General features: G+C 36.8%; 13 protein-coding genes. 4 read left to right on the top strand and 9 right to left on the bottom strand.

All coding sequences use genetic code 11. The annotated features are described in order from the left end of the window. Window positions 1-46: 46 nt before the first annotated feature. From gabD to MHB70_RS00930, 9 genes are all read right to left on the bottom strand, one after another. On the bottom strand, window positions 47-1,498 hold the full coding sequence (gabD, locus tag MHB70_RS00970; RefSeq protein ID WP_000358974.1) for an NADP-dependent succinate-semialdehyde dehydrogenase: 1,452 nt from the start codon (window positions 1,496-1,498) through the stop codon (window positions 47-49). Further along, window positions 1,491-2,858 carry a sigma-54 interaction domain-containing protein gene (locus MHB70_RS00965; protein WP_000225130.1) on the bottom strand — a complete coding sequence of 456 codons (1,368 nt, stop codon included), beginning with the start codon at window positions 2,856-2,858 and terminating at the stop codon, window positions 1,491-1,493. Before MHB70_RS00965 ends, gabD begins: the two co-directional genes overlap by 8 nt. Window positions 2,859-2,973: 115 nt before the next feature. Continuing rightward, window positions 2,974-4,338, bottom strand: coding sequence for a 4-aminobutyrate--2-oxoglutarate transaminase (gene gabT, locus MHB70_RS00960; RefSeq protein WP_001093028.1), 1,365 nt, complete (start codon window positions 4,336-4,338; stop codon window positions 2,974-2,976). A 145-nt stretch (window positions 4,339-4,483) separates the two neighbouring features. Then, window positions 4,484-5,239 carry an HAD family hydrolase gene (locus MHB70_RS00955; RefSeq protein WP_000416652.1) on the bottom strand — a complete coding sequence of 252 codons (756 nt, stop codon included), beginning with the start codon at window positions 5,237-5,239 and terminating at the stop codon, window positions 4,484-4,486. A gap of 131 nt (window positions 5,240-5,370) precedes the next feature. After that, entirely contained in the window at window positions 5,371-6,276 is a 906-nt protein-coding gene (locus MHB70_RS00950; RefSeq protein WP_000977668.1) for a diacylglycerol kinase, read from the bottom strand. A 507-nt stretch (window positions 6,277-6,783) separates the two neighbouring features. Next, window positions 6,784-8,211, bottom strand: coding sequence for an Asp-tRNA(Asn)/Glu-tRNA(Gln) amidotransferase subunit GatB (gene gatB, locus MHB70_RS00945; protein ID WP_001047676.1), 1,428 nt, complete (start codon window positions 8,209-8,211; stop codon window positions 6,784-6,786). Between the two features lie 14 nt (window positions 8,212-8,225). Further along, window positions 8,226-9,683: an Asp-tRNA(Asn)/Glu-tRNA(Gln) amidotransferase subunit GatA gene (gene gatA / locus MHB70_RS00940; protein ID WP_061529449.1), complete on the bottom strand. Its 1,458-nt coding sequence runs from the start codon at window positions 9,681-9,683 to the stop codon at window positions 8,226-8,228. 15 nt (window positions 9,684-9,698) lie between these two features. Continuing rightward, complete coding sequence (gatC, locus tag MHB70_RS00935; RefSeq protein ID WP_000086999.1) at window positions 9,699-9,989, bottom strand: Asp-tRNA(Asn)/Glu-tRNA(Gln) amidotransferase subunit GatC; 291 nt, start codon at window positions 9,987-9,989, stop codon at window positions 9,699-9,701. 141 nt (window positions 9,990-10,130) lie between these two features. Next, a complete protein-coding gene (locus MHB70_RS00930; protein WP_001254393.1) occupies window positions 10,131-10,367 on the bottom strand; it encodes a YiaA/YiaB family inner membrane protein in 237 nt (78 codons plus the stop codon). Window positions 10,368-10,597: 230 nt separating this feature from the next. Between MHB70_RS00930 and MHB70_RS00925 the strand changes: the two genes are divergently transcribed. The 4 genes from MHB70_RS00925 to MHB70_RS00910 all read left to right on the top strand — a co-directional run bounded on the left by MHB70_RS00925 (window position 10,598) and on the right by MHB70_RS00910 (window position 13,197). Continuing rightward, window positions 10,598-11,080 (top strand): MarR family winged helix-turn-helix transcriptional regulator, encoded by a 483-nt coding sequence (locus MHB70_RS00925; protein ID WP_061529450.1) that lies wholly within the window; start codon window positions 10,598-10,600, stop codon window positions 11,078-11,080. 226 nt (window positions 11,081-11,306) lie between these two features. Then, window positions 11,307-12,488, top strand: a complete 1,182-nt coding sequence (locus MHB70_RS00920) for an ArsA family ATPase (protein WP_002037861.1) — start codon at window positions 11,307-11,309, stop codon at window positions 12,486-12,488. Continuing rightward, window positions 12,481-12,672, top strand: coding sequence for a DUF3926 domain-containing protein (locus MHB70_RS00915; RefSeq protein WP_000544097.1), 192 nt, complete (start codon window positions 12,481-12,483; stop codon window positions 12,670-12,672). Before MHB70_RS00920 ends, MHB70_RS00915 begins: the two co-directional genes overlap by 8 nt. Window positions 12,673-12,729: 57 nt before the next feature. Further along, window positions 12,730-13,197 carry an HXXEE domain-containing protein gene (locus tag MHB70_RS00910; protein ID WP_002106705.1) on the top strand — a complete coding sequence of 156 codons (468 nt, stop codon included), beginning with the start codon at window positions 12,730-12,732 and terminating at the stop codon, window positions 13,195-13,197. Window positions 13,198-13,267: the final 70 nt, after the last annotated feature.

Genomic DNA, 13,267 nt, shown 5'->3' with positions numbered 1-13,267 from the left:
CTGGAATCTCCTTCTCTGTTACCTTATAGAGATTCTAGTGTACTACTTATAATCCTAATGAAATGTATTTGATTTCTAAATATTCCTCGATGCCGAAATGACCGCCTTCACGCCCGATACCACTTTCTTTAAACCCACCGAACGGCGCTTGTGCAACTGACGGAAGACCATCATTTAAACCGATAATACCGTACTCTAGCGCTTCACTAATTTGGAACGCTTGGCTAATATCCTTCGTAAAAATATACGCAGCTAAACCGTATGGTGTATTATTTGCACGTTCAATTACTTCTTCAACTGTTTTAAATTTCGCAACTGGTGCAACTGGTCCAAATGTTTCTTCAGTCATACAAAGCATTGTATCATTTGCCAATCCAATTACAGTCGGCTGAATGAAATGTCCATCTAGCTCTGTAACCTGTTGGCCTCCATATAAAAGTTCTCCACCTTTTTGAACTGCATCTTCAATATGTTCTTGTACTTTTGAAACTGCATTCTCATCAATAAGTGGTCCTACAGTAGTTCCCGCACCGAATCCTTCTCCGACTTTAAGTTGCCCTACTGCCTTTTGGAACTTCTCTACAAATACTTCGTATACTTCTTCTTGAACGAATACTCGGTTTGTACATATACACGTTTGTCCTGCATTACGGAATTTCGAACCAATAACGGCTTCTACCGCTTTATCTAAATCTGCATCATTCATTACGATAAATGGAGCGTGACCACCTAATTCTAATGAAACTTTTTTCATCGTTTGCGCAGCGCTAGCCATTAACTCTTTCCCAATTTCCGTTGATCCTGTAAAGGACACTTTTCGAACGCGCTCATCTTCCATCCACGTATCAGCAATTGCTTTTGCACTACCTGTTACAATGTTTATTACACCTTTTGGAATTTCCGCTTCGTGTGCTAATTCAGCTAACTTCAATGCAGTTAACGGTGTTTGACTTGCAGGCTTTACAACTGCTGTACAACCTGCTGCAAGCGCTGGAGCTACCTTTCTCGTAATCATAGCCGCTGGGAAGTTCCACGGTGTAATAGCTGCCATAACCCCAACTGGTTGCTTCATAACTAAAATACGTTTGTTCGGATGAGAAGCAGGAATCATTTCACCGTATACGCGCTTCCCTTCTTCTGCATACCATTCAACAAAGCTATTTGCATAATTCACTTCACCAAGCGCTTCTGCAAACGGCTTTCCTTGCTCCTTCGTCATAATCGCTGCGATTTCTTCTTTATTTTCATCAATAAGTGTGAACCACTTTTTTAATTTCGTTGCACGATCCGCGGCTGTTAATTTTGACCATGTTTTAAAAGCCTCATGCGCCGCATCAACGGCTTGCTTTGCCTCTGTTATCCCGCCCTTTGGTACAGTTGCAAATATTTCTTTCGTTGCTGGATTGTTTACTTCGATTTGCTCTTGCAGTGTAATCCACTCACCATTTATATACATCGCTTTTTTCTCTACATTTACAAACGTCGATTTTTTATCCAATGTTTTCTTCCTCCTCTATGAACTTCTTAATCTTCCTAGTGGCAGCAGATTGACTTATTTTTAAAAACTCTGCTACTTTATAGCTTGATCCACATGTTTTATACGCTTTTAAAATAATATTTCGTTCCACTTCTTCCAACATTTTATAGAGACTTTGACCTGACTGTTCAACTGTTGATTCCTGCATTGCTATTGGTAAATCCTCTATCGTAACGACATCGTCAGCAGTAATAACAATTCTTTCAATTACATTCTCTATTTCTCTATTGTTTCCCTCCCACGGGTATCCAACAAACATTTGTAACGTACTAGGTGCTAACTTTACATCACGTCCGTACTTTTTATTAAAGTGCTGTAAATAATGATAAACGAGTGGTAAAATGTCTTCTGTTCTTTCCCGAAGTGGCGGAATTGAAATCGGAATGACATTCAGACGATAATATAAATCTTTCCGAAATGTTCCTCGTTTCACCATCTCACTTAAATCTCTATTTGTTGCCGCTACAATTCGAACGTCCACCTTTTTTAATTCTCTTCCGCCTATAGGACGAAATGTTTTTTCTTGCAATACTTGCAGAAGCTTCGCTTGAATTTCAAGCGGCATTTCACCAATTTCATCTAAGAAAAGAGTCCCTTTATGTGCTGACTCTAATAATCCCTTTTTCCCTTCACGATTTGCACCTGTAAAAGACCCACCTGAATATCCAAAAAGCTCCGATTCAATTAAATTTGTTGGCAAAGCCGCACAATTAATTTCATAGAAACTTTCATTCTTCCGGTGACTTACTTCATGTAGATGACGTACTAAGCGGCTTTTTCCCACGCCTGTCTCACCTAAAACGAGAACAGTACTATCTACCACAGATACTTTTTTAATCGTTTCTATTATTTTTTGCATAGCAATGCTTTTAAAAATAAGTCCTTCATGTTCATATGTTTCCCTTAATTCTTTTTTGTATGTTTTTAACTGATTATCCATTTCCTCTACCTTTTGTCGTAATTGATAGAGTTCAGTAAGATCTCGAGAATAACTAATCACTCTTCTTAAATTTCCCTCATCATCAAAAACTGGCCTCGTCCGAACATGTAAATACTCTCCCGATTTCGTCGTTTGAACGAGTTCAATCGGTCTCTTTTTTTCAATTACTTCTAATGTTGCAGATGGATAAAAGATTCCATCCTTTTGTAGTTCCTTTACATGTTTACCTACTAACTCTTCAGCAGCTAGTTGATAGTGCCTTTCGCATGTACTATTTACACGGACAACGATTCCCTGCTCATCTGTAACAAAAATTTCGTCAAACGCATATTCAAATACATCTTTTAAATCCATTAACACTCGTTCCTTTTCTGCAACCATCCTAGCCACCCCTAACTTCAAATCCATCGATTCACTTCACTACCTTTATTATAAAGTGAATTTTCTGCATTTTATATAGAGTCAGCTAGAATGTTTGCGATTTATCATTCAGTTTTTATACACGGGCGATATTTGCTTGCTCATAACAAGCTTGTAATGATTCTTCAATAATCGTTAAACCTTCCTCAAGTTGCTCACCTGTAATAACCAATGGCATTAATACACGGACAACATTTCCATATGTCCCCGCAGATAATAAAAGTAATCCTCGTTTATTTGCTTCCGCACACAAATTAGCTGTTAATATTTTGTCAGGCACTTTCGTCTTACGATCTTGAACGATCTCAAATGCACACATTGCCCCTAATCCGCGCACATCACCGATGCAATTATATTTATTTTTCATCTCTTGGAATCGGTCCATTACGACTTTTCCTAATTCTATCGCTCTATCATTTAATTTTTCTTTTTCTATTACATCCAGAACCGCTAATGCAGCCGCACATCCTAATGGACTTCCTGCATACGTTCCACCAAGCTCTCCAGGTGCAGACTCATTCATAATTTCTTTACGTCCAATAACACCGCTTATCGGTACACCAGCTCCTAATGACTTAGACACTGTAATTAAATCTGGAACGACATCATAATGATCAATTGCAAAGTATTTTCCTGTACGGCTAAATCCAGTTTGAATTTCATCCGCTACAAATAAGATGCCATGTTCTGAACAAATATTGCGTACTTCTTGAACAAATTTCTTACTTGGGACGATAAATCCGCCTTCCCCTTGAACCGGCTCCATAACAACAGCTGCAATTGTTTCTGGTGCTACTTCTGATATAAAGAAGTTCTTAAACTCTTCAATGATAAAATCATCGTACTGCTCTTCCGTTAACCCCTCTGGACGACGGTATTCATATGGGAATGGCGCTTTATATACTTCTGGAGCAAATGGACCGAATCCAAATTTATATGGCTTTACTTTACTTGTCATCGTCATTGTCATCAATGTACGCCCGTGGAAACCTTTAGAAAACGCAATAATACCTGATCTTTTCGTATATTTACGGGCGATTTTCACTGCATTCTCTACCGCTTCAGCACCACTGTTTAAAAATAGTACTTGTTTATCAAAACTTCCTGGCGCTAATGCAGCAAGCTTTTCCGCTAATTCAATATATGGCTCATACATCATGACATTAAATCCCGTATGAATGTATTGATCTACTTGTTTATGAAGTGCTTCTTTAACAGCCGGATGACAATGCCCTACATTAATTGTCCCTATTGCCCCAGCAAAATCAATATACTGATTACCATCAACATCTGTTACAAGAGCTCCATTTGCAGATTGTACAAACGTTGATATGCCGTTACTTACTCCTTTTGGTACTATATTTTGGCGGCGCTCTAATAAAGTTGCTGCTTTTGGTCCTGGAATTTGTTCATTTACTTTAGCAAATTTTTTTGTGTTCATTGCGTACCCCATCCTTTTCTTTACATTGTTTTCTCTTTTTATTGCAAAATACATGCCAACTTTCCGTTCTAGTATTCATCCTATACTCTTTGTATCCAGGCATAAAAAATAAGTCTATAAAGACTCATCAAGAGTCTTTATAGACTTATTTCCCTTGCATACTAGACTTTCCTTGTTCCCAAATAAACTCACCTGAATGAGAAATAAACTCACCAACAGATTCTACGACTAAGTCCGCAAGTGGTTCTAAAGTTTTACGGTCCCCCGTACCAGATAGTACTCCAATAGCATAACAATCACCACCGTTTTTAGCTAAATATAGATCGGTTGGCGTATCTCCAACGACTGCCACCTCACATGCCTCTAAATGAAACCTTTCACAAAAGGATTCTATAATTCTTTTATCAGGTTTCTGTGCCGGAAACGTATCAGAAGCTACAATATAATCAAAAAAGGATTCTAATTGATATTGTTTTAAAAATAATTCTGTCGGCGCAAAATCATCAGCTGTAACAACACCTAAAATAAATCCTTTATCTTTTAAACTTTGTAAAATTCTTGGTAGATCTGCCGTCATTTTCATATAGGAACGATGCTCGTACATAAGCGAAAATAATTTTTCACTTACCCATTCATGCATCTCCTCTTCCTTAGATGACTTAATATACTTACAAAGCCCCTTTGCTACATCGAGGCTTGTTCCAGCCGCTAGTGCGCTACTTGGATGAACAAATACCCCATCCACACCAATCTCTTTTAATAAAGCTTGCTGCATTGACTCTGGTAATTGATATAAATTTATACATTCCGCTACAAGCTCTTCCGCTACTTTTATCCAAATTGAGTGAAAATCCATTAATGTCCCATCTTTATCAAATAGTATTGCTTTTACCTTCTCCATAGCACCCTACCTCTCATTTCTTATCCTCTTCAGTGTATCAATAAAATATGGATATAAAATAAATGAATTGTAAAAATACCATAAAAATCAAACTAACTTCCAATTTACAATTCTAATAAAAAAAGATGCCCTTACAGGGCATCCTCTTGATGTTCAGGAACAAATAATTCCAGACAATGATATATGTTTTCGAATTCCATCGGGGCATCCCCACCGTACTCACCATCTAAATTAATCATTAGTTTATCTGGTGAATGCACTTTAATTCGATTTGCTTGTGTGTATAGTACTTTCGGATTGTTAATATGTTCCCCACGCTGCGCTTGTGTTGCTGCTTTAATTAAATCAGCGATAGAACCTTTTTTCAGCACTAATAAGTCAAATAATCCATCGTTAATCGATGCATACGGTGCTACTTTTTCAAATCCACCAACTGAACGAGTATTTGTAATTAAAAACATCGTAATTTCTTCTTGTAATAACTTCCCATCATACTCGATTTCAACATATGTTGGATGTAATGATGGTAACATTTCTATTCCTTTTAAATAGTAAGCAAGTTGGCCTAATACTGTCTTTAGCTTGCTTGGTACTTCATATGTTAATTCTGTAATACGGCCGCCACCAGCAATATTAATGAAATATGTATCATTCGCTCTACCAAGATCTAAAGGAACTGTTTTCCCTTCACAAATAATATCGGCTGCCTCTTCTATAGCGCGAGGTACACCGATCGCACGTGCGAAGTCATTTGTCGTTCCAACTGGAATAATTCCAAACTTCGGACGATGCTCATGTCCTACTAAACCATTTACCACTTCGTTTAACGTACCGTCACCACCAGCGGCGATAACAACATCAAACTTACGATCCGCAGCTTGTCTCGCCGCTACAGTTGCATCTCCAGGACCAGTCGTCGCATGACAAGACGCTTCATATCCAGCTTGTTCTAATTTTTGTAATACTTCTGGTAAGCTCTTCTTAAATAGCTCACGCCCAGAAGTAGGGTTATAAATAATCCTTGCTCGTTTCATCATTTATTAGCACAGGAAATTCCTTATTCATTGAAAAAAAGAATACACCGAATTCTTATTCAGTATCCCTATGCCTACCTCCTCTCATCTTCCTATCCTTCTTTTATCCCGCTCAAACAGGCAGTAAGAACCCGATTGGTGAAGGCTAATAATCAACGGGGGATGAACACCCCCACTACTGATTAAAGTTTCACTTTATGTCTATCCATTCTTCCATAAAAATTTACATATAACGAATAATAATTATCTATTATTTCATGAGATGAAAAAAAACCTCTATGTCTAGATTTATCATTATTCCCACCTTTTTGCAACTATCATACCATAGTTGCTATACAAACATTTTTTCACTTTTGACAGTTAATCAAACGTTTATTTAAATTATTTTTCACCATTTAAACAAACGTTTGATTAACTCAGAAAAAACACCCAAATAAGGGTGTTTTTTCTGTTTAATCTTTAAGAATCTATACTATTTTAGCATTCAAAAATAAGAATCTCTCTCTTATTTTATCGCTTATTAATCTCTTCAAGTAAGATTTTGTTAACAAGCGGTGGGTTTGCTTGTCCTTTTGTCGCTTTCATAATTTGACCAACTAAGAAGCCAATTGCACGGTCTTTACCGTTTTTGAAGTCTTCAATAGATTGTTCATTATTATCAAGGATTTCTGTTACGACTTTACGAAGTGTACCTTCGTCAGAAATTTGAACAAGACCTTTCGCTTTAACGATTTCTTCTGGATCTCCACCTTTTTCAATTAACTCGTTAAATACTTTCTTCGCGATTTTAGAAGAAATTGTACCTTTTTCAATTAATTGAACCATTTTAGATAAACCAGCAGGCGTTAATGCAACATCTTTTAATTCTTTTTGTTGTTTGTTTAAGTATGCAAGTACTTCACCCATTAACCAGTTTGATGTTAATTTCGCATCTGCTCCATCTGTAATTGTTGCTTCAAAGAAATCAGACATCTCTTTCGTTAATGTTAATACGTGTGCATCATAAGCTGGTAATCCAATTTCAGCAACATAGCGAGCTTTACGTGCATCTGGAAGTTCTGGAATAGAAGCACGCACTTCTTCTTTCCACGCATCATCGATATAAAGTTCAACTAAATCTGGCTCTGGGAAGTAACGGTAATCGTCAGATCCTTCTTTTATACGCATTAAGATTGTTTTCTTCGTTGCTTCATCATAACGACGTGTTTCTTGTTGGATGATACCACCAGATAACAATTCTTTTTCTTGACGCACTTGTTCGTGCTCAAGACCTTTTTGTACGTAAGTGAATGAGTTTAAGTTTTTCAGTTCTGCTTTTGTACCGAATTTCTCTTGTCCAACTGGACGAAGGGAAATATTCGCATCACAACGTAGAGAACCTTCTTCCATCTTACAATCAGATACGCCAGTGTATTGAATGATTGATTTTAACTTCTCTAAGTATGCGTATGCTTCTTCTGGCGTACGCATATCTGGCTCAGACACGATTTCGATTAAAGGCATACCTTGACGGTTATAGTCTACTAATGACCCGTCAGCTGTATGCGTTGATTTACCAGCATCTTCTTCTAAATGAAGACGTGTAATACCGATACGTTTCTTTTTGCCATCTACTTCGATTTCAATCCAACCATTTTCTCCAATTGGCTTATCAAACTGAGAGATTTGGTAAGCTTTCGGATTATCTGGATAGAAATAGTTTTTACGGTCGAACTTCGTTTCCGTTGCGATTTCACAGTTTAATGCCATTGCAGCTTTCATTGCAAAGTTAACTGCTTCTTTATTTAAAGTTGGAAGTACCCCTGGGTATCCTAAGTCAATTACACTCGTTTGTGTATTTGGCTCTGCTCCGAATTCTGTTGGACTCGCAGAGAAAATTTTCGAATTTGTTTTTAACTCAACGTGAACCTCTAAACCAATAATTGTTTCTAAATTCATCTATGCTCGCCTCCTTACAGACTTGCTTTTTTTGTATGATAGTCTGTTGCTTGCTCAAACGCATGTGCAACGCGGTAAATTGTCGCTTCATCGAAGTGTTTACCAATGATTTGTAATCCAAGTGGCATACTATTAGCACCGAATCCACATGGAACAGAAATCGCTGGAACACCTGCTAAGTTTACTGGGATTGTTAAAATGTCGTTTGCATACATTGTCATTGGATCATCCACTTTTTCGCCCACTTTAAATGCTGGAGTTGGCGTTGTTGGTCCAATAATAACATCGTAGTTAGCAAATACATTTTCAAAGTCGTTTTTAATTAATGTACGTACTTGTTGTGCTTTTTTGTAATATGCATCATAGTAACCAGAGCTAAGTGCAAATGTACCAAGCATAATACGGCGTTTTACTTCGTCACCGAAACCTTCGCTACGTGTGTTTTTGTAAAGATCTAATAAGTTATTTACATTATCAGAACGAACACCGTAACGTACGCCATCAAAGCGTGAAAGGTTAGCAGATGCTTCAGAAGAAGATAATAAGTAATACGTTGCTAGAGCGTATTTAGAGTGTGGAAGAGATACTTCCTCCCAAGTTGCGCCCATACCTTCTAATACTTTTAAAGCAGCTAGTACTGACTCACGAGCTTCTTCGCCAACACCTTCGCCTAAGTATTCTTTCGGTACAGCAATGCGTAAACCTTTAACATCGCCTGTTAAACCAGCTAAGTAGTTTCCAACTTCAACATTTGCAGAAGTTGCATCCATGCGGTCAATACCTGAAATAGCTTGTAATAAGTATGCATTGTCTTCTACTGTACGTGTAATCGGTCCGATTTGGTCAAGTGAAGATGCGAATGCTACTAATCCGTAACGAGATACGCGTCCGTAAGTTGGTTTTAAACCTACAACACCGCAATATGCAGCTGGCTGACGAATAGAACCACCCGTATCAGAACCTAGAGAGAATAATACTTCTCCTGCTGCTACAGCTGCTGCAGAACCACCACTAGATCCGCCTGGAACGTAATCTAAGTTCCATGGATTTTTTGTAGCGTAGAAACCTGAGTTTTCATTTGAAGAACCCATTGCGAACTCGTCCATATTTAATTTACCGATTGTAACTGTGTCAGCAGCTTTTAACTTTTGCACAACTGTCGCATCGTAAATTGGATCAAAGTTTGCTAACATTTTGCTCGCACAAGTAGTACGAAGACCGTTAGTTACAATGTTATCTTTTACACCGATTGGCATACCGAATAATAAACCATTATCTTCAGCGCCGATCTTAGCATCTAATTCTTTCGCTTTCGCGCGTGCATTTTCTTCATCTAATGTAAGAAAAGCTTTTACGTTATCTTCAACATCCGCAATACGTTTGTAAGATGCTTCTACTAAATCCGTAACGGAAATTTCTTTGTTGTTTAACTTCTTATGTAACTCTGATACAGAATGATCAAATAATGACATCGAAATTCCCCTCCTCTATTCTAATACTGCTGGAACACGGATTTGATTATCTTTGTGATCCGGTGCATTTTTTAATACTTCTTCTACTGGTAAACCTTTTTCTGGCACATCTTCACGCATAACATTTTTCATAGTTAATACATGAGTTGTTGGTTTTACATCTGTTGTATCTAATTCATTTAACTGTTCTGCAAATGTAACTATTGCATCTAGTTGTTTTTGAAATTTTTCTGCTTCTTGATCAGTAATTGCAAGACGTGCTAAATGTGCTACGTGCTTTACATTCTCAACGGAAATTCTTGACACGGCTAGGCCACCTCCATAATATATCGTTCAATCTACAATACTATTGATGATACCAAATTTTCAGTACTTCAAGCAAGTCAACACATGGCACTTACGGCATTTTTACATAAAAAAAGAAAGGCAAACGCCTTTCTTTACAATTTACTCTTTATCTAACGGTTTATTTTTTGGAAATCTCTCGTTATCTTCTTCATTATCACGAATTGTTTTTTGTAATACAAAACAAGACATCGTTAAAAATAACGTTCCAATTAAATAGTACCCTTTTACACTAAGCGTTTCATCTAACGTGTAAATCCCAATTAGCATCCCTGAAAGCGCACAAACAAATGAAGTCCATGCTAAAAACGTGAACGCTTGCGTATTTCTTCTTCTCATCATTATCCCCCTTGTTAGATGCACATCCATTATAGATAAATATATTTACCGTTATGGATTTTTATGTAAAATTCTTTTTCTATTTATTAATCTATCATAAAAAAATGCCCTTTTAAAGATTGTTTTCTGTCTAATCTGAAAAATAAATTAAAAATATTGACATTTATTTCTATTCTACATAAAATAAAAACAAATATTACGAACCTCGAAATATACGGGAGTGGAATTAATTGTTGCAATATGAACACTTTTTAGACTTACTGCTAGATAACGCCAAGAAACTTTTCTATCCTGAAGAATGGGCAAGCCTTGATTTAACACTTTCCAAGACAGAAGTATTTTGTTTACTTTGGATGGAGCGAAATACAGATATTACAATGACAAAAATTGCTGACCTTCTTGATATACCGATGAGTACAACGACAGGTGTTGTAAATCGCCTTGTAAAAAAGGGGTATATTGAACGGTACCGTGATGAAAACGATCGACGCATTGTATTAATTCGTTTAACAGAAAACGGCGTAATGCTCGTTCAAGAAGTAAAACAAAATGCAGCCCATTACTTTAGCCTAGTGACAGAAGCATTGTCAGAAGAAGAAAAAGCATTCTTACTACAAATCTTCCAAAAAATTATGAATCACATTGCTACGTCACAGCAAAAAATAGAAGAAAAGGTTTCTACACCTAGAATGAAAAACATTCCGATTGAATAAAGTGAAACTTTAATCAGTGAGGGGTTTTCTCATCCCTCACTGATTATTAGTTGAACCAATCGGGCATTTACGGACAGTTGCCCCCCACCTAATTTCTTTGCTCCAGCCGAATTTTTGGACGGAAGTCTTACTGCCCGTTAATGCGGGATAAAGCCCTAACTGGGTTTTTATTCACTTAAATACTTCGATGTTCGTAATATTCGATAACCGAAACAAAGGGGATAGAATGATGAGAATTATTTTGTATACAGGTAAAGGCGGCGTAGGAAAAACTAGCATTTCAGCAGCAACAGCACTTCAAAGCGCAAAACAAGGATTAAAAACATTAGTAATGAGTACAGATCCTGCTCATAGTTTAGGAGATTCATTTGGTATAAAGCTATCTTCTGAGCCATTAGAAATTCGCGAAAACTTGTGGGCACAAGAGATTAATACGATTTATGAAATGGAAAAAGGTTGGGGAAAGTTACAGAAATACATTACCTTGTTATTCACTTCCAAAGCAGCTGATGATATTACAACAGAAGAATTAACGATGTTTCCTGGTATGGAAGATTTAATTAGCTTACTTCGCGTGCTCGATTATTATAAAAAAAACACATACGACGTTATCATCATTGATTGCGCTCCAACAGGAGAAACATTAGCAATGCTTAGTTTTCCAGACATGCTCGGCTGGTGGATGGAAAAATTATTTCCTATTAAAAGAAAAGTTTTAAAAGTCGTTCGTCCTGTAGCTCAACCACTTCTTGGTGTCCCCCTTCCAACCGATGATATTATGGACGAATTAACAAATACACTTGAACAGCTTGGAGAAATGAGAGATATTTTATCGAACCGAGAAATAACAAGTATCCGCATCGTTGTAAATCCCGAAAAAATGGTCATTAAAGAAGCTCAGCGTAGTTTTACTTATTTAAATTTATACGATTATAACGTAGATGCCATCATGATTAACCGTGTCATCCCTAACACTGTCACCGATCCTTATTTTCAAGCATGGAAAGATACGCAAAAGAAATATAAAACATTAATTCAAGATAGTTTTCAGCCGCTTCCTATTTACGAAGCTCCCATGTTTGAACAAGAAGTTGTTGGTTTACCTATGTTAGAGCGTGTAGGCAATGCTTTATTTAAATCCGATCCCTCTCCTACTGAAGTGAAATTCAATGGTCGCACACAATATGTGAAAAAAGATGGCGATGAATATATTTTCGTTCTGTCCATCCCCTTCTCAAACAAAAGTGAACTTTCATTAAATCAAAAAGGTGATGAGCTTATTATTCGAGCCGGCTCTGTTAAACGTAACATCACATTACCAAAAACATTAACACACCTTTCTATTCAAGGAGCCAAGTTTGAAGAGGATGTACTAAACATTCGATTTGGAGGTGTGGTGCATGCATGAGGAATTACTACGAAAAGTAATTCGGACAAAAGTAAGAGTCGGTATGCGTATATTAGAAGAGCTACCTACTCCAATCCAGCAATCAGCTAAGCAAATGCTAAGTATTTTGCAAGAGGAGCTAGCTGCTTATCCGAAAGAACGAGAGCATCATGAAGATAATTTAAAAAGTATCATAATTGAATAATCATCTCTGTATAGAGGGCCTTTTTAGGCTTTCTATACTTTATTGGAGTGATATAAGTTGATAAAAAAACATTCCACTATTACGCTTTGGATCATTCCTTTATTATTTTTCATTCATAACCTTGAAGAAGCTTTCCAAATGCGACAATATCTTGCTAATCAATTTTCAATTCATCTTATAACTAGCCAACAATTTTTCATTGCCATTTCCATATTAACAATCTTCGTCGTACTTATCGTCTTTCTATATCAACTAAACTTCTTGTCTTCTATATACTGGATTATTTTTATACAAGGGGCCATTTTCTTTAACGCAGTGCAACATATTATTTTGTTTTTGATTTATCGCTCCTATAATCCTGGCGTAATATCCTCAGTTTTCATTGTTATCTTTTCTATTTTCTTTTTTTCATCCAAAAAACAATTAATTCATAAAAAGCAATTCGTAATTACACTCATTTTCAGCTTACTTTCTTATCCCCTTATAATTTGGATTACCTTACTATTCGCTAGCTGCTTTCAGTAATAAAAAAAGACCAGGAAAACTCCCGGTCCATCACTCTACTTAACAAACATTGGATTCTACGTTATACAAA

Origin of the sequence: Bacillus sp. FSL M7-1020 (assembly GCF_038050415.1) — a bacterium.
Lineage (GTDB): Bacteria > Bacillota > Bacilli > Bacillales > Bacillaceae_G > Bacillus_A > Bacillus_A toyonensis.
The sequence above is the reverse complement of the archived record's forward strand: the minus strand, read 5'-3'. Positions and strand labels throughout refer to the sequence as shown.